General features: G+C 74.3%; 12 protein-coding genes. 6 read left to right on the top strand and 6 right to left on the bottom strand.

Features of this window, described 5'->3' with window-relative positions; translation table 11 throughout:
- Positions 1-85: 85 nt before the first annotated feature.
- The 3 genes from J4557_RS43405 to J4557_RS43395 form a co-directional block, all read right to left on the bottom strand.
- Positions 86-1,279, bottom strand: coding sequence for a hypothetical protein (locus tag J4557_RS43405; protein WP_208272764.1), 1,194 nt, complete (start codon positions 1,277-1,279; stop codon positions 86-88).
- A complete protein-coding gene (locus tag J4557_RS43400; RefSeq protein ID WP_208272762.1) occupies positions 1,272-1,886 on the bottom strand; it encodes an RNA polymerase sigma factor in 615 nt (204 codons plus the stop codon). The genes J4557_RS43405 and J4557_RS43400 overlap by 8 nt, the downstream gene beginning before the upstream one ends.
- Positions 1,887-1,988: 102 nt before the next feature.
- Positions 1,989-5,423 (bottom strand): S8 family serine peptidase, encoded by a 3,435-nt coding sequence (locus J4557_RS43395; RefSeq protein WP_208272760.1) that lies wholly within the window; start codon positions 5,421-5,423, stop codon positions 1,989-1,991.
- Between the two features lie 302 nt (positions 5,424-5,725).
- Between J4557_RS43395 and dnaK the strand changes: the two genes are divergently transcribed.
- From dnaK to J4557_RS43365, 6 genes are all read left to right on the top strand, one after another.
- Positions 5,726-7,585 carry a molecular chaperone DnaK gene (gene dnaK / locus J4557_RS43390; protein WP_208272757.1) on the top strand — a complete coding sequence of 620 codons (1,860 nt, stop codon included), beginning with the start codon at positions 5,726-5,728 and terminating at the stop codon, positions 7,583-7,585.
- Positions 7,582-8,202, top strand: coding sequence for a nucleotide exchange factor GrpE (gene grpE, locus J4557_RS43385; protein WP_208272747.1), 621 nt, complete (start codon positions 7,582-7,584; stop codon positions 8,200-8,202). The genes dnaK and grpE overlap by 4 nt, the downstream gene beginning before the upstream one ends.
- A 95-nt stretch (positions 8,203-8,297) precedes the next feature.
- Entirely contained in the window at positions 8,298-9,470 is a 1,173-nt protein-coding gene (dnaJ, locus tag J4557_RS43380; RefSeq protein WP_208272745.1) for a molecular chaperone DnaJ, read from the top strand.
- A gap of 4 nt (positions 9,471-9,474) precedes the next feature.
- Positions 9,475-9,921, top strand: a complete 447-nt coding sequence (locus J4557_RS43375) for a heat shock protein transcriptional repressor HspR (protein ID WP_208272743.1) — start codon at positions 9,475-9,477, stop codon at positions 9,919-9,921.
- 124 nt (positions 9,922-10,045) lie between these two features.
- On the top strand, positions 10,046-12,643 hold the full coding sequence (clpB, locus tag J4557_RS43370) for an ATP-dependent chaperone ClpB (RefSeq protein ID WP_208272741.1): 2,598 nt from the start codon (positions 10,046-10,048) through the stop codon (positions 12,641-12,643).
- Positions 12,644-12,716: 73 nt separating this feature from the next.
- A complete protein-coding gene (locus J4557_RS43365; protein ID WP_208272739.1) occupies positions 12,717-15,332 on the top strand; it encodes a protein kinase domain-containing protein in 2,616 nt (871 codons plus the stop codon).
- A 47-nt stretch (positions 15,333-15,379) separates the two neighbouring features.
- Here the strand turns inward: J4557_RS43365 and J4557_RS43360 are convergent, their stop codons facing one another.
- From J4557_RS43360 to J4557_RS43350, 3 genes are all read right to left on the bottom strand, one after another.
- Entirely contained in the window at positions 15,380-15,751 is a 372-nt protein-coding gene (locus J4557_RS43360) for a hypothetical protein (RefSeq protein ID WP_208272737.1), read from the bottom strand.
- 49 nt (positions 15,752-15,800) lie between these two features.
- Positions 15,801-16,184, bottom strand: a complete 384-nt coding sequence (locus tag J4557_RS43355) for a roadblock/LC7 domain-containing protein (RefSeq protein WP_208272735.1) — start codon at positions 16,182-16,184, stop codon at positions 15,801-15,803.
- 70 nt (positions 16,185-16,254) lie between these two features.
- Positions 16,255-17,013 carry a hypothetical protein gene (locus tag J4557_RS43350; protein ID WP_208272725.1) on the bottom strand — a complete coding sequence of 253 codons (759 nt, stop codon included), beginning with the start codon at positions 17,011-17,013 and terminating at the stop codon, positions 16,255-16,257.
- Between the last annotated feature and the right edge of the window lies 1 nt (position 17,014).

Raw genomic sequence — 17,014 nt, 5'->3', positions numbered from 1 at the left:
TCGTCCGGGGGGTTCCGTCACCCGGGTAGTGATCGGGAGCCGCCGGTTCTTACCGAAGCATTCCGGACGCCGGCCGGCGCGCCGGTCAGAAGGGCTGCCCGGCCGGCGGCCGCGGCCTGTTGTCGCTCCAGCCGGAGCCGCGGTAGGTCTCGTAGTCGATGACGAAGCCGGGCTTGCGGTCGCGGTACACGCCGCCGGGGTCGACCAGTTCGGACTGCAGGGACAGCAGCGCGCCGCTGCCCTCGTCGAAGATCATCACCCTGCGCCAGCGGTAGGTCCCCTGGTCGCTCTTCGGCGTGCCGTACTCGCCGTCGTCCGTGGTGGAGCGGGGGTCGGCGGCCAGCGCGACGCCCCGGCGGCCCAGCGGGTCGGTGTCGTGCCCGATCGCGTGGACGCCCGGCTGGGCGGCGAGCGCCCGCATCAGCCCCGCCCGGACCTTCGGCGGCGTCGGGGCGTCCAGCAGCGTCGCCACGACCTTGAGCCTCATGTCGGGCAGGACCCGCAGATTCACCTTGCCGCGGCTCTTCGTGCGGCCGTTCAGGAACAGCGCCCTCAGGGCGTCGTCGCTCAGGAACCGCTTGCCGAGCTCCGCCGGATCGGTGGGCAGCCGCTGGAGGTCCGCGGCCGTCTTGCCGAGGAAGAACGTCCCGCCGCCCTCGGGGTCCAGGCCCACTCCCGGGCCCTTCGACCGCCACTTGGTCGCCTTGGTGGTGTAGGTGGCGTGGTGGTCGCCGGACCAGGTGCGAAAGGTCGGCGGCGACCCGTCCGCACGCCACACCGCCGCGTCCTGGCCGGTCGCCGGGCGGGCGGGGAGGTCGCGGCTGTAGTACATCTCGCCCATGCCGGGCTTCACACCGTTCCAGTGGAACATCTCGTCGGCCGCGCCGACGATCGCGTACGGGGCGCCGGACTTCGACCGGACGATGTAGGCCTGGCCGGAGAGGCAGTCGATGTACCAGTACCGTCCGGCCGGTGCCCGCCCGGCCTTGGTGGCGGCGGCGAGCACCGCCCGCCTGCCGAGGTCCACGTTCCCGTCGCCGTCGCCGTTCCCGGACGGACCCGGCGCGTCCGGGGTCCCCTGCCCGGTGAGGGCGACGGCGACGGCCGCCGCCGCGCCCGCGGCGACCATGCCGAGGGCCAGCCGGGACGGCCACCCGAACCGGGCCCGGCGCGGCGGCGCCTCCGCCTCCTCCCAGCGGGCCCGCGCCTGCGCGATCTCCGTCATGGTCGGCGGCGCGGCGTCGCCGTACGCCTCCCGGACGGTCCGCAGTTCATCCATGGTCGTCCTCCCCATCGCGCATCGGGTTCGTCCCGCCGAGTGCCTCGCGCACCTTCCTCCGGGCCCGGCTGAGCCGGGAGCCGACCGTCCCGTACGGGACGCCCAGCGCAGCCGCGACCTCCTCATGGCTGAGCTCGGCGAGCGCGACGAGCAGCAGCACGTCGCGCTCCCCGGCGGACAGCGTCGCGATCGCCCCGGCCAGCCGGCCGCGCAGCCCCTGCGCGCTGACGCGGGCGTCCACCGCGTCCGCGTGGCCCTCGCCGCCGCCGGTGTCGCCGGGGCCGAGCCGTTCGCGGGCGCGCAGCGCGCGCACCTCGCTCCGCCGGTGCTTGGCGATCAGGTTCGTCGCGATGCCGTACAGCCAGGTGCGGACGGCCGCGCGCGAGGGGTCGTAGCGGTCGCGGCGCCGGAACGCCTCCAGGAACGTCTGGGAGGCGACGTCGGCCGCGGCGTCCGGGCCGAGGCGCTTGGCCGCGTAGCCGTGGATCTCGGCGAAGTGCGCGTCGAAGACCTCCCCGAACCGTTCGGGGTCGTGCAGGGACGGCCGCGGCACGGGCGGGCCCGCGGTGGCCCGGGGCGGTGCCGCGGCGAGGGGTTCCCCTGTCATGTGCTGCCTTTCCGTCGCACGGATGGCGGTCACAGACGTATCACCCGGAACCCCTCGCCGCTTTCGCGCCCGCCGGACGCCCGGCGGGCGCCTACCTGACGCCTACCGGACCCGGTAGGCGCGGATGATGCGCTGGTCGACGCCGCTGCCGCCCGCGTCCTTCGCGGTGACCCGCAGCGACACGGCCTGGCCCTTGACCGGCGCCGGGAGCGGCGCGCTGAACCGGCCGCCGCCGAGCGCCTTCACCGGGACGGCCCGCCAGGTCGCGCCGTCGTCCACCGACGTCCAGAACCGCAGCCCGGTGACCTTCGCCTCCGGCGCGCCCGCGACGCGCGCGACGCTGAGGACGGCGGGCCTGCCCGCCGGCTGGTTGCGCAGGTCGAGGCCGAGGTCGTAATCGACGAGCAGCAGCGGCAGGAGCGCGCCGTCGCCGCGCGGCGCGGACGAGCGGAACGTCCAGGCCGTCGAGGTGCGGACCGACACCGGCAGCAGCTTGGACGCGTCGTTGTCGTAGGTCAGCCGGTACGCCGCCGGCTTGGACGGGACGTCGAAGTCGCCGACCGGGCCGGCCGCGCCGCCGACCTTCTTGCCGCCGGAGTACAGCGCGAGGGCGCCGGTGACGCCGCCGCCGTCCAGACCGCAGTCGAACCCGTCCAGCCTGGTCTGGAGGTCGACCAGCTCGACGTGGACGTGGTCGCCGGTCCGGACGGACGGGTTCGGAGCGCACTCGCTGATCGAGACGCCGGACCCGGAGTACGGGCCGGGGCGCACCGGCTGGCGGCCCCACGTGCGCGAGATCCGCTGACCGGGCCGCAGTTCCCGGAACGGGAGCTGGTCGACCCACTCCCCCTTGGCGATCGCCTCGGGGAACGCCTCGTCGGCCCACAGCATCCCCTTGCCCGTCGACACGTAGTCGGTGCGGGTCGTCCCGGACGGGACGGCGCCGGACGCGTCGAGCCCGGCCAGCAGGAGGCCCTCCGGCGACGTGCCGTAGCGGTGCTCGGTGACGCCCTTGCCGGTGTCGCCGTCGAACGCGGCGAACCGCTGGTCGATCCGGGCCATCCGCGCCTTCTCCGCCGCGCCGGCGACATGGGACGGGTCGGCCGGGACGCCGTTGCCGTACGGGTGGATGAGGTCGTAGACGGCGCCGGGCGCGGTCAGCCGGTGGCTGCTGTAGGCGCGGAACGTCCCGGTACCGGCGCCGCGCATGGCCTGGGCGTAGACGGGGGCGGCGGCGGGGTCGTCGCTGTAGACGCCGACCGTCCACATCATCCGCTTGGTGCTCTGGACGGCGGACGCGCTGGCCATGACGGCCTTCGTCCGGACGCCTTCGACGCCCGCCGTGACGGGCTTGGCGGCGGGGCCGTCCAGCGTGACCGTCAGGTCGCGGTCGACGCGCACCTCCGGCGTGCCCGCGAGCGCGGACCGCCAGGCGTTCCCCTTGGTGTCGTCGACGGTGCCGAGCACGCTGTAGCGGCCTTCGGGGACGCGGACCTTCGTGCCCTCCGGCGTCGGATCGACCGACTCGGCGAACAGCGCGGGATCGTCGAGGTCGACCACGGCGCTGTAGGAGGAGAAGTCGGCCGGGTCCGTGCCGGGCAGCGGGACCGCCTTCACGGTCAGCGTGTGGGACGGCGGCTCGACGTAGAACGTCACGGGCGTGCGGACGACCGTGCGCCCGCTTCTCGCCGTCACCTCCGCCTCGTACATGCCGGGGCGGGGGGCGAGCTTCGACGCGTCGACGGTCAGCGACGCGGACGCGGTGCCGCCCGCCGGGACGTTCACCGCGGCGGCGGACAGGCGCACCGCCCTGGACGCGTCGCGGCCCTTCCGGTCGGTCGCCTTCACGCTCAGCGACACGCGGGCGGCGGCGCCCTGCGACGTCCACGCGAGCTTCGCCGACAGCGCCCTGTGCGCGGGGAACGCCGAAGTCCCGAGGTCCACGACGCCCTGGGCGGGCAGGACGGCGCCGGTCACGGCGGCGCCCGCGTCGAGGCGCCCGGCGCCGCGCTCGTAGACGTCGCCGCCTGTCGCGGGTCCGGCCGTCCCGACCAGCGCGGCCTTGAGCTGCGCGGGCGTCCAGCGCGGGTGCCGGGCGGCGAGCAGCGCCGCCGCGCCCGCGACGTGCGGGGTCGCCATCGACGTGCCCGACGCCCGCGTGTACAGCGGGCCGAGCGGCGTGCCCAGCGCGGTGCCCTTCGCACGGGCCGCCGCGATGCCGACGCCCGGCGCGACGATCTCCGGCTTGGCGACGTGCCCGCCCGCGCGGGGGCCGCGGCTGGAGAAGTCCGCGAGCCGGTCGGTGCCGTCGACCGCGCCGACGGTCAGCGCGGCGTCCGCCGACCCGGGCGCGCCGATCGACCCGATCGCGCCTTCGTTGCCGGCGGCGGCGACGAACAGCGTGCCGTACTTCCGGCTGAGCCCGCCGAGCGCCTGCGAGACCGGGTCGGTGCCGTCGGACGCGTCGCCGCCGAGGCTCATGTTGACGACCTTGGCGCGCGGCGCCGCCCACTCCATGCCCGCGATCAGGCTGGAGTCGGTGCCGTAGCCGTCGTCGCCGAGGACCTTGCCGACGAGCAGGCGCGCGCCGGGCGCGACGCCCCTGCGGGCGCCGCCGGCGGCCGCGCCCGTCCCGGCGATCGTCGCGGCGACGTGCGTGCCGTGCCCGAACCGGTCGGCGGTGCCGGGCGCGTCGGAGAAGTTCGCCGTCCCGGCGATCCGGCCCTTGAGGTCGGGGTGCGTCGCGTCCACGCCGGTGTCGAGGACGGCGACCGTCGCGCCAGCGCCGGTGTACCCGGCCTTCCACGCCTTCGGCGCGCCGATCTGGGTCAGGTTCCCGTCGAGCTTCGCGGCCGTCGCCGGAGCCGTCGCGGGGAGCGCCGTCGCGGAAGGCGCCGTCGCGGGAAGCGCCGTCGCCTTGATCCGGCCGTCCAGCCACAGGTGCCGGACGCCGCCCGCGGCCTTCGGCGACGGCCCGGACATCGCGGCCAGCGACGAGCCGAGCCGCTGCGCGTCCTTCTTCGGCTGCCGGGCGGCGACGGCCCCGATGCTCGGCAGCGCGACGCCCTGCCGGAGCGTCCCGCCGCCGAGCGCCGACAGGCCGTGCGCGCCGCCGTCCCGCTGGACGATCAGCGGCAGGTCGGCGCTGCGGGCGTCGTCGTAGCCGTCCTTGATCAGCGCCGTGACGTCGAACAGGGCCGGGTCGATCACCTTGCCGACCAGGCGCGCGACGTCCAGCGGGGTCACCACCACGTGGCCGTCCGGCCGGACGGCCGTGCGGAACAGGTGGGCGCCGCGCCCGGGGGCGGGGCTCACCGCGACCATCGGCGCGCGGCCGCGGACCGTCCGGACCCGGACGACGTCGCCGGTCAGCAGCGTCACCTTCCAGGACCGGCCCGGCGCGAGCCCGGCCGAGGGCGGGGCGCCGGGGGGCGAGGCATGGGCGGCGGGCGTCGGCAGGACCGCCGCCGTCCCCGCCGCGAGCAGCGTGCCGAGCAGGAGGCCGAGCGGGGCCCGGCTCCGGCGTCTGTGCGTCATCGAGACTCCTCTGCGCAGGGCCGCCCGGGAGCGGGCGGTCCTAAGGGATCACCCGGAGGGCGTGATCGTCTTCGCGGGAGTAGTCCCGATAGATCCCGGTTTCTTACACCGCGCCGGGAACTGGAATAGGTGGCTCACACGTCCTGTTGAAGAGAGCGTCAGCAAAGTTGAGTCCGGTCGACTCAAGTCATTTGACAACGAGGCGAGGGCCGGGCAATCTTGCGGACAGACAGACATCGACCGGCCGCACCCCGGGGGCGACCGGGGCGCGATAACACCGGAAACGACGGAGGACGAGAGACATGGCACGTGCGGTCGGCATCGACCTCGGGACGACCAACTCGGTCGTCGCGATCCTGGAGGGCGGCGAGCCCACCGTCATCGCCAACGCGGAGGGGTCGCGGACCACGCCGTCCGTCGTCGCCTTCGCCAAGAACGGAGAGGTCCTGGTCGGCGAGGTCGCCAAGCGCCAGGCGGTGACCAACGTCGACCGGACGATCCGGTCGGTCAAGCGCGAGATGGGCACCGACTGGAAGACCAAGATCGACGACAAGGACTTCACCCCCCAGCAGATCAGCGCGTTCGTGCTGCAGAAGCTGAAGAGGGACGCCGAGTCCTACCTGGGCGAGACGGTCACCGACGCGGTCATCACCGTCCCCGCCTACTTCTCCGACCACCAGCGCCAGGCCACCAAGGAGGCCGGCCAGATCGCGGGCCTGAACGTCCTGCGCATCATCAACGAGCCGACCTCGGCCGCGCTGGCCTACCACCTGGAGAAGGAGAACGAGGCCACCATCCTGGTGTTCGACCTCGGCGGCGGCACGTTCGACGTGTCCCTGCTGGAGGTCGGCGACGGGGTCGTCGAGGTCAAGGCCACCAGCGGTGACAACCACCTCGGCGGCGACGACTGGGACAACAAGGTCGTCGACTGGCTGGTGGAGAAGTTCAAGAACGCCAACGGCGTCGACCTGTCCAAGGACAAGATGGCGCTGCAGCGGCTCCGCGAGGCCGCGGAGAAGGCGAAGATCGAGCTGTCCGGCTCGTCCGAGACGCAGATCAACCTGCCCTACATCACCGCGTCCTCCGAGGGCCCGCTGCACCTGGACGAGAAGCTCACCCGGGCCGAGTTCCAGCGGATGACCTCCGACCTGCTCGACCGGACCAAGGCGCCGTTCCACTCGGTGCTCAAGGACGCCGGCATCTCGGTGAACGACATCGACCAGGTCGTCCTGGTCGGCGGCTCCACCCGGATGCCCGCGGTGTCCGAGCTGGTCAAGGAGCTGACCGGCGGCAAGGAGCCGAACAAGGGCGTCAACCCCGACGAGGTCGTCGCGATCGGCGCCAGCCTCCAGGCCGGCGTGCTGAAGGGCGAGGTCAAGGACGTCCTGCTGCTGGACGTGACCCCGCTCAGCCTCGGCATCGAGACCAAGGGCGGCATCTTCACCAAGATCATCGAGCGGAACACCACGATCCCGACCAAGCGGTCGGAGACGTTCACCACCGCCGACGACAACCAGCCGTCCGTGGAGATCCAGGTCTACCAGGGCGAGCGCGAGATCGCCGCGTACAACAAGAAGCTCGGCACCTTCCAGCTGACCGGCCTGCCGCCGGCGCCGCGGGGCGTCCCGCAGATCGAGGTCACCTTCGACATCGACGCCAACGGCATCGTCAACGTCAGCGCGAAGGACCAGGGCACGGGTCGCGAGCAGTCGATGGTCATCACGGGCGGCAGCGCGCTGCCCAAGGACGACATCGAGAAGATGATGCGCGACGCCGAGCAGTACGCCGAGGAGGACCGGCGGCGCAAGGAGGAGGCCGAGGTCCGCAACCAGGCCGACACCCTCGCGTACTCGACCGAGAAGTTCCTGCGGGAGAACGACGAGAAGGTCCCCGCGGAGCTGAAGACCGAGGTCAACGACGCGATCGCCGAGGTGAAGAAGGCCCTGGAGGGCACCGACGTCGACGCGATCAAGAGCAGCGCCGAGAAGCTCGCGCAGGTCTCCCAGAAGATGGGCGCGGCGATGTACGCGCAGAACCCCGAGGGCGCCCAGCCGGGCGCCGAGGACGCCGGCCCGACGGCCGACGCCCAGGGCGCGCAGGACGACGAGGTCGTCGACGCCGAGATCGTGGACGACGACAAGCCGAAGGGTGAGGCCTCGTGACTTCCTCCTCCCGCGAGGGCGAGGAGCAGGAGGGCCCGGTGATACGCGACAAGCGGCGCATCGACCCGAAGACGGGAAAGCTCCGGGAGCCGGCGGAGGCGCCGGCCCCGGAGGCCCCGGCCGAGGGGGAAACCGGGGGATCCGATGAGGAGGTCTCCTCGCTGAAGACGCAGCTGAACGAGCGGCTGGCCGACCTCCAGCGGCTCAAGGCCGAATACGACAACTACCGCAAGCGGGTCGAGCGGGACCGGGTCGCGGTCCGCGAGCAGGCCCTCGGGCAGGTGCTGTCCGAGCTGCTCCCGGTGCTGGACGACATCGGCCGCGCCCGGGACCACGACGAGCTCACCGGCGGGTTCAAGTCCGTCGCGGAGAGCCTGGAGGCGGTCACCGGCAAGCTCGGCCTGGAGAAGTTCGGCGAGAGGTCCGAGCCGTTCGACCCGACCGTGCACGAGGCGCTCATGCACTCGTACTCGGCGGACGTGACGGAGACGAGCGTCGCGGACGTCCTGCAGCCCGGCTACCGGATCGGGGAGCGGGTCCTGCGGCCCGCCCGCGTCGCGGTGGCCGAGCCCGACCCGAACGCCGGCGCCGACGAGAGCGCCGACGGCGGCGAGTGATCCACCCGCCGGGCCCGTCCCGTCCTGGGACGGGACGGGCCCGGCGGCGCACGTGAAGACAAGACGCAAGTGGCGATAGCAGAGAGCGGGGCGCCGTGAGCACCAAGGACTACCTGGAGAAGGACTACTACAAAGTCCTCGGTGTCTCGAAGTCGGCCTCGCAGGAGGAGATCAAGAAGTCCTACCGGAAGCTGGCGCGCAAGTACCACCCGGACGCCAACAAGGGGGACGCCGACGCCGAGGACCGCTTCAAGGAGGTCTCCGAGGCGTACGACGTCCTGTCGGACGACAAGCGCCGCAAGGAGTACGACGCGGTGCGGTCCATGCCGGGCGGTTTCCGCGGCCAGCAGGGCGGCGGGGGCTTCCCCTTCGACCTGGGGGACATCTTCGGGCAGACCGGGGGCACGCAGACGGGGGGCGCGGGCGAGCGCATCGGCGACCTGTTCGGCGGCCTGTTCAACCGGGGCGGCGGCGCCGGCACCCGGACGACGGGGGCGCGGCGGGCGCGGCGCGGCGCGGACGTGGAGACGGACGTGACGCTGTCGTTCGGCCGCGCGATGAACGGCGTGACCGTCCCGATCAAGCTGACCAGCGAGGCGGCGTGCCCGTCGTGCCGGGGCACCGGCGCGAAGGCCGGCACGGTGCCGCGGGTGTGCCCGAACTGCGAGGGCACGGGGCACGAGACCCGCAACCTCGGCAACTTCGGCTTCCAGGAGCCGTGCCGGGAGTGCCACGGCCGCGGGCTGGTCGTGGACGACCCCTGCCCGACCTGCCACGGCAGCGGCCGCAAGCAGTCGGACCGCACCATCCAGGCCCGCATCCCGGCGGGCGTCGCGGACGGGCAGCGGATCCGGCTGAAGGGCAAGGGCGCGCCGGGAGAGAACGGGGGCCCGCAGGGCGACCTGTACGTGAACATCAAGGTGCTGCCGCACAAGGTGTTCGGCCGCACCGGCGACAACCTGACGATGACCGTGCCGGTGACGTTCCCGGAGGCGGCGCTCGGCGCGGAGATCCGGGTGCCGACGTTCCAGGGGCAGCCGGTGACGCTGCGGCTGCCGGAGGGCACTCCGAACGGCCGGACGTTCCGGGTGCGGGGCCGCGGCGCGCCCCGGCGCGACGGCACGAAGGGCGACCTGCTCGTCACCGTGGACGTGCAGGTGCCGCAGAAGCTCGACGATCAGGCCCGCGAGGCGCTGGAGCGGCTCCGCGACGCGGGCGCGGGCGACGACCTGCGCGGCGAGCTGCTCCAGCAGGCGAGAACGGAGTGAGGTCATGGATCCGTTCGGCGACGACACTCCGGTCTATGTGATCTCGGTGGCGGCGCAGCTGTCCGGGCTCCACCCGCAAACGCTCCGCACCTACGACCGGATGGGGCTGGTGTGCCCGGGCCGCACGGCCGGCCGGGGCCGCCGGTACTCGATGCGCGACATCGTGATGCTGCGCGAGATCCAGCGGCTCTCCCAGGAGGAGGGCGTCAACCTCTCCGGCATCAAGCACATCCTGGAGCTGCAGCGCGACAACGTGCGGCTCCGCGAGGAGCTCGCCAAGGCGCACGCCGCCCTGGAGGAGCTCGCGAACGAACTCGAATCGACCCGGTCGGTCGCGGCGCGCCTGGCGCAGCAGCGGCGGCGCGGGAACCCGGGCGGCACTCCCGGCTCCGACCTGGTGCCGATCAGGCAGACCAGCGTCGTGGTGTGGCACGAGCGAAACCGGGACTGAGGGCAGTTGCCGGGGGGTTTGGGGGGTCGTCCCCCCAAATCGGGCAGGTAGTTGCCGGCGGGTTTGGGGGTCGCCCCCCAGACTGGAACGGCTGGGGCCGCGGCCCCAGAGAAAGTACGGGGACATGGACGTCAAGCTGACGCAGAAGAGCCAGGAAGCGGTGTCGGTCGCGGCCCGCAGGGCGGCGGCCGAGGGGCACCCCGAGGTGGAGCCGCAGCACCTGCTGGTGGCGCTGATCGGGCTGCCGGAGGGCACCGCGGTGCCCCTGCTGGAGGCGGTCGGCGCGGACTGGCAGGCGATCCGGCGGCGGGCCGAGGAGCAGCTGGCGGCGATGCCGAAGGCGCAGGGCTCGACGGTCGCGACGCCGCGGCTGTCGGGGCAGCTGAACCGGGCGATCAACACGGCGGGTGCGCGGGCGCAGCAGCTGGAGGACGAGTACGTCTCGACCGAGCACCTGCTGGTGGGCCTCGCGGCGGACGGCGGCCCGGCGGCGGGCCTGCTGAAGGAGTTCGGGGCGACGCCGCAGGCGCTGCTGGACGCGTTCGAGAAGGTCCGCGGGCACGCCCGCGTGACCAGCGAGAACCCGGAGAGCACCTACCAGTCGCTGGAGAAGTACGGCGTCGACCTGACGGCGGCGGCGCGGGACGGCCGGCTGGACCCGGTGATCGGGCGGGACTCGGAGATCCGCCGGGTCGTGCAGGTGCTGTCGCGGCGGACGAAGAACAACCCGGTGCTGATCGGCGAGCCGGGCGTCGGCAAGACCGCCGTCGTCGAGGGCCTCGCGCAGCGGATCGTGGCGGGCGACGTGCCGGAGTCGCTGCGCGGCAAGCGGCTGGTGTCGCTGGACCTCGGCGCGATGGTCGCGGGCGCGAAGTTCCGCGGCGAGTTCGAGGAGCGGCTGAAGGCCGTCCTGAACGAGATCAAGGAGTCGGAGGGGCAGGTCGTCACGTTCATCGACGAGCTGCACACCGTCGTCGGGGCGGGCGCCGCCGAGGGCGCGATGGACGCCGGCAACATGCTGAAGCCGATGCTGGCGCGCGGCGAGCTGCGGATGATCGGCGCGACGACGCTGGACGAGTACCGGGAGCGGATCGAGAAGGACCCGGCGCTGGAGCGCCGGTTCCAGCAGGTGTTCGTGGGCGAGCCGTCCGTGGAGGACTCGATCGCGATCCTGCGCGGGCTGAAGGGCCGCTACGAGGCGCACCACAAGGTGCAGATCAACGACTCGGCGCTGGTCGCGGCGGCGACGCTGTCGGACCGCTACATCACGTCCCGGTTCCTGCCGGACAAGGCCATCGACCTGGTGGACGAGGCCGCGTCGCGGCTGCGCATGGAGATCGACTCCCGGCCCGTCGAGATCGACGAGCTGCAGCGCGCCGTGGACCGGCTGAAGATGGAGCAGATGAACCTGGAGAAGGAGACCGACGAGGCGTCCCGGCAGCGCCTCGAACGCCTCCGCGCCGACCTGGCCGACAAGCAGGAGCATCTGAGCGGCCTGAACGCCCGCTGGGAGCGGGAGAAGGGCGAGCTGAACCGGGTCGGCGAGATCAAGGAGCGGATCGACCAGCTGCGCGGCGAGGCGGAGCGGGCCGAGCGCGACGGCGACCTGGAGACGTCCTCGCGGCTGGTGTACGGGGAGATCCCGGAGCTGGAGAAGCAGCTGGAGGCGGCGTCGGAGGCGGCGGACAGCCGCGACACGATGGTCAAGGAGGAGGTCGGCCCGGACGACGTCGCGGACGTGGTCGCGTCCTGGACGGGCATCCCGGCGGGCCGTCTGCTGGAGGGCGAGACGGGCAAGCTGCTGCGGATGGAGGAGGAGCTGGGGCACCGGCTCATCGGCCAGTCCGCCGCGGTGAAGACGGTGTCGGACGCGGTGCGCCGTGCGCGCGCGGGGATCTCCGACCCGGACCGTCCGACGGGCTCGTTCCTGTTCCTCGGCCCGACCGGCGTCGGCAAGACGGAGCTGGCGAAGGCGCTCGCGGAGTTCCTGTTCGACGACGAGCGGGCGATGACCCGCATCGACATGAGCGAGTACTCCGAGAAGCACTCCGTCGCCCGGCTCGTCGGCGCGCCTCCCGGGTACGTCGGCTACGAGGAGGGCGGCCAGCTCACCGAGGCCGTCCGGCGCCGCCCGTACTCCGCCATCCTGCTGGACGAGGTGGAGAAGGCGCACCCCGAGGTGTTCGACATCCTGCTCCAGGTGCTCGACGACGGGCGCCTCACCGACGGGCAGGGCCGCACGGTCGACTTCCGCAACACCATCCTGATCCTGACGTCCAACATCGGGTCGCAGTTCCTGGTGGACCCGTCGATGGAGAACGGGGCGAAGCGGGAGGCGGTGTGGGCCGCGGTCCGCGACTCCTTCAAGCCGGAGTTCCTGAACCGGCTGGACGATGTGATCCTGTTCGACGCGCTGTCCACGGAGGAGCTGACCCGGATCGTGGACCTGCAGGTCGACCGGCTCGCCGGCCGTCTCGCGGACCGGCAGCTCACGCTGAAGGTGACGGAGGCGGCGCGCGAGTGGCTGGCGCTGACCGGCTACGACCCGCTGTACGGGGCGCGCCCGCTGCGCCGCCTGGTGCAGACCGCGATCGGCGACCAGCTCGCCCGCGAGCTGCTCGCCGGCGACGTCCGCGACGGCGACGAGGTGGTCGTCGACCTCGACGAGGCCGCCGACCGGCTCACGGTCCAGCCCTCCCGGGGGCTGACCCTCACCAAGTAAGGATCTCGCGGCGGCTCCGCTCGGGGGCACAATGGCGACGGAAGTCGCCGTCCCCCGAGCGGAGCCGTCGCGCGTGGAACACAGGATGTCGGAGCAGGGCCAGGAGGCGTTGAGAGCGGCGGTGCGCCGGGCGTCCGGCGCGGGCCATGCCGAGGTCGGACCGCCGCACGTGCTCGCGGCGCTGCTGGACGGCGCCGAGGTCGGCGCGCTGCTCGCGTCCGCCGGCGTCGGCGCCGCGGCGCTGCGGGACGACGCGGAGGCGCTGCTCACGCGGCTCCCGGCGGGGCCCGATGAGCCCGGTACGGCGCCGCGAATGTCGAGCGCGGTGGCGAGGGTGGTCGCGGCGGCGTCCGAGGAGGCCGGGGGCGCGGAGGTGTCGGCCGTCCATCTGCTCGCCGGGCTCGCCGCCGGGGACGATCCGGCGGGACGGCTGCTGCGCGCGAGGGACCTGACGCGGCGGCGGCTGCTGAGCGAGCAGGCGGGGCGGGAGGTCGTCCGGTCGCCGTACGCGCAGGACCTCACCCTGCGGGCCCGGGAGGGGGCGCTCGAACCGCCTGTCGGCCGGGCGGCGGAGTCGCGGCGGCTGGTCGAGATCCTCTCCCGGCGGGACGGCGGGAACGCGCTGCTGGTCGGGGAGCGCGGCGCGGGCAAGAGCGCCCTGGTCGCGGGCCTCGCGCACCGCGTCGGGGCGGGCGACGTCCCGGCCGCGCTGCGCGGCGCCCGCGTGGTCGCGCTCGACCTCGCGGCGATGCCGGACGGCGAGCTCGACCGGATCATGGCGGCCGCCCGGGGCGGCGGCGTCGTCCTCGTGCTGGACGATCTGCACGCGGTGGCCCGGCCCGGCTCACCGGTGCTCGCGGCGCTCGGCCGCCTCGCGGACCCGGGCGCGCCCCGGGTGATCGCGACGGCGACGCCCGCCGGGGAGCGGGAGCGCCTCGCGGACCTGCCGGTGCTGCGCCGACTCTTCCAGCGGCTGCCGGTGGCGGAGGCATCCGTCGAGGACACCGCGATGGTCCTGCGCGTGCTGCGGGCGCGGTTCGAGGAGCACCACGGGATCACGATCCGGGACGCGGCGCTGGTCGCGGCGGCGCGGCTCGCGGACCGGATCGGCGGACGCGTCCGGCCCGGCGCCGCCGTCGAGCTGCTGGACGAGGCGGCGACGCGGCTCCAGGTCGACGCGGACGGCGCGCCGGAGGAGCTGCGGGACCTGGAGCGCACCGTCACCCGGCTGGAGATCGAGCGGTTCGCGCTGCTCAAGGAGGACGACGCCGCGTCCCGCGAGCGGCTCGCGGAACTGGACCGCAGGCTGGCGGACGTGCGGCTCGACGAGCGCGCGCGGCGGGACCGGTGGTACCGCGCGCGGGACGACCGCGACCGGACCGCGGACCTGCGGCGCCAGGTCGAGGACGTCCGGGCCGAGGCGGAACGGGCGCAGCGCGACGGCGACCTGGAGACGGCGGCGCGGCTGCTGTACGGGGAGCTGCCCGAGCTGGAGCGGCGGCTCGCGGAGGCCGCCGAGCGGACCGCGGCGGCCGGAGCCCCGGACCGTGCCGAGCTGCGCGAGGACGACGTCGCGCGCGTGGTCTCCGATGTTCCGGCCGCCCCGGTCGACCCGGTCGGCCTGGACACCGACGAGCCCGACGACCTCGTCCAGAAGGCGGCGGACGAGGACTCCTTCCAGGAGGCGGACGGCGAGCCGGCCGTTCCCGCCGGGAAGGGCGGCGACGCGGCGTGGGCGCCGCGTCCGCGGCCCGTCCCCCCGTTCCGGAGCGGGCCGTCCGGAGACGTCCCGCCGTCGGAGCCGGACACGGAGACGGCGGGGGCGCCCCTCGGCCTCGCCGACCCTCGGGAACTGGGCGGGTACCGGCTGCTGCGGCGGCTCGGGCAGGGCGGCCAGGGCGTGGTGTACCTCGCCGAGGACGCCGGCGGGAGGCGCGTCGCGGTCAAGGTGCTGCACGCCGCCGCGCTGGACCACCCCCGGGCGCGGGAGCGGTTCTTCCGGGAGATCGAGGCCGCGCGGCGGGTCGCGTCATTCTGCACGGCGCAGGTCCTGGACGCCGACTTCGCGGGCGAGCTGCCGTACGTGGTGAGCGAGTACGTGACCGGCCCGTCGCTGCGGCGGGCCGTCGCCGAGGACGGGACGCGCTCGGGCGGCGCCCTGGACCGGCTGGCGATCGGCACCATCACGGCGCTCGCGGCGATAGCGGAGGCGGGCATCGTGCACCGCGACTTCAAGCCGGACAACGTGCTGCTCGGCCCGGACGGTCCCCGCGTCATCGACTTCGGGATCGCGCGGATCACCGACGCCGGCTCGTCCGTCACGGGGCAGGCGATCGGCACGCCCGCCTACATGGCGCCCGAGCAGTTCGAGGGCGGGCGCGTCGGACCGGCCGCCGACGTGTACGCGTGGGCCTGCACGATGGTGCAGGCGGCGACGGGGCGGCCGCCGCACGGGGCGGACTCGATACCGCAGATCATGTACCGCAAGCTGCGCGGGGAGGCCGATCTCGGCGACTTCGCGGCGCGGGCGTCCGGCCCCCTGCGCGCGCTGGTCGGCGAGGGGCTGCGGACCGCGCCCGGGGAGCGGCCGGCGGCGCGGGACGTGCTGCTGCGGCTGATCGGACACGACGCCCCGGCGCCGACCCGGCTGCTCGCCGAGGGCGCCGCCCGCGCCACCGGCGCCCCCTGAACCGGCGGACGGCCCGGGGGTGAGTCCCCGGGCCGTCCGTTCGCCGCTCAGATCTCGAGGTTCTCCTCGATGTCGCGGAGGCGGTGGCGGGCGAGGGCGAGGTTGGCGCGGCCCCGGTCGAGGGCCATGTAGAGGAACAGCCCCTTGCCCTTGCGGCCGGTCACGGGCCGGATGAGGTGGTACTGGGCGGAGAGGCTGATGAGGATGTCCTCGATCTCCTCCTTGATGCCGAGCTGCTCGATGGTGCGGAGCTTGGCCCGCACGACCTCGGTGTTCCCGGCCGCGGCGACGTTGAGGTCGAGGGCCTTGGAGCTGCCGAGGTGGCCGAGGGCCATCCCGCTGTTGTAGTCGACGACGGCCGCGCCGATGGCGCCGTCGATCGTCATCATGTCCTTGAGCGACGTGTCCAGGTTGGACATGGGTCTCTGCCTTTCGGTTCGTGGTGCCCTTTCGGCTCCTGGTGCGGGGTCAGGTGCGGCCGAGGTGCGCGGCGATGGCGCGGGCGGCGGGGCGGGCCTCCAGGTGGAGGCGGCCCACGTTGACGCCCGCCTCGGCGAGGACGGTGAGGGACGCGGTCGGCCCGGCGGCGTAGGTGACGACGTAGCCGTCGACGCCGCGGATGACGACCTCGTGGAAGGCGCCGCCGTGCGCGGTCTGGGCGATGCGGTGCGCGAGGGACAGCCCGGACGCGGTCACCGCCGCCATGCCGGACGGTTCGACGGACGGCGGGAGGTCCGCGGCGACGAGCAGCCCGTCGGCGGACGCGACGAGGCTCCCGGTGAGCCGCGGGACGCGGGCCCGCAGCGTGCGGAGTTCCGCCAGCACGTCCGGTTCGCTCGTCGGCGTGGTCATGGTCACGGTCCCGGCTGGTACGGCCACCTTCGTCAGCCTTTCGATCAATTTCCCGAAGCGGTCGCGCACGTCACCCGAGCTCCACCAGGGCGGCCCGGAGCCGTGCGAGCAGGTCGTGGTCGGCCGGTGCCCACCCGGCGGGCGGCTCGGCCTCCGGCGGCAGGCCCGGCGGCGGCGCGGGCGGGCCGGCCGCGAGCCCGTGCGGCGGGTCGTGCGCCGGATCGTGCGGGCGGGTGCGCAGCAGCGCCGCCGCGGCGAGGCCGCGCACCGCGAGCAGGCAGGCGAAGGCCGTCCGCCCGAGGTCGCGGGCCAGCTCGCCGGGGGTGCGCCGGCCGTCGGCGTTGAGCAGGATCTCCGCCTGGAGCCCGGTGAGGATGACGCGCTGGCGCCGGACGCGCCGCACCGGTTCGACGGGCGCCGCGTCCACGTCGTCGTAGGGCCAGGCGGAGTGCAGGAGGGTGCGGCGCCGGCGCCGCTCGTGGACGAGCGTCGCCGCGGTGATCCGCCGGACGGGTCCCCGCGCCGTGGGCCCGTCGGTGAACACCGGCTCGGCCCCCGAGCCGAGCAGGAAGTAGGCGGCGTCGAACAGCGCGAGCAGCGCCGGCAGTTCGGGGTCGGGGCCGCCGAGGGCCCCGGTCAGGTCGCCGGGGCCGGGCGCGTGCCGGCTCTCGGCGCGGGTGACGGCTCCGCCGTCGAGGTGGAGGGCGCCGTCGTCGCCGAGGCGGAGCAGGCCGGTGGCGCGTTCGCGCTCCAGCGCGCCGAGCGTCCGGGCGACGCGGTCGCCGGACTCCCGGAGGCTCCCGTATTCTGCGAAGTCGCCGTGCGCCATT

The sequence above is a fragment of the Actinomadura nitritigenes genome (assembly GCF_017573545.1).
Lineage (GTDB): Bacteria > Actinomycetota > Actinomycetes > Streptosporangiales > Streptosporangiaceae > Spirillospora > Spirillospora nitritigenes.
This window is presented reverse-complemented; position numbering and strand designations above follow the sequence as displayed.

What these genes read in the sequence shown, in the direction of transcription:
- J4557_RS43405 (WP_208272764.1), bottom strand. Translation starts at nt 1,279, where the DNA reads ATGGATGAACTGCGGACCGTCCGGGAGGCGTACGGCGACGCCGCGCCG.
- J4557_RS43400 (WP_208272762.1), bottom strand. Translation starts at nt 1,886, where the DNA reads ATGACAGGGGAACCCCTCGCCGCGGCACCGCCCCGGGCCACCGCGGGC.
- J4557_RS43395 (WP_208272760.1), bottom strand. Translation starts at nt 5,423, where the DNA reads ATGACGCACAGACGCCGGAGCCGGGCCCCGCTCGGCCTCCTGCTCGGC.
- dnaK (WP_208272757.1), top strand. Translation starts at nt 5,726, where the DNA reads ATGGCACGTGCGGTCGGCATCGACCTCGGGACGACCAACTCGGTCGTC.
- J4557_RS43375 (WP_208272743.1), top strand. Translation starts at nt 9,475, where the DNA reads ATGGATCCGTTCGGCGACGACACTCCGGTCTATGTGATCTCGGTGGCG.
- clpB (WP_208272741.1), top strand. Translation starts at nt 10,046, where the DNA reads ATGGACGTCAAGCTGACGCAGAAGAGCCAGGAAGCGGTGTCGGTCGCG.
- J4557_RS43360 (WP_208272737.1), bottom strand. Translation starts at nt 15,751, where the DNA reads ATGTCCAACCTGGACACGTCGCTCAAGGACATGATGACGATCGACGGC.
- J4557_RS43355 (WP_208272735.1), bottom strand. Translation starts at nt 16,184, where the DNA reads ATGACCACGCCGACGAGCGAACCGGACGTGCTGGCGGAACTCCGCACG.
- J4557_RS43350 (WP_208272725.1), bottom strand. Translation starts at nt 17,013, where the DNA reads ATGGCGCACGGCGACTTCGCAGAATACGGGAGCCTCCGGGAGTCCGGC.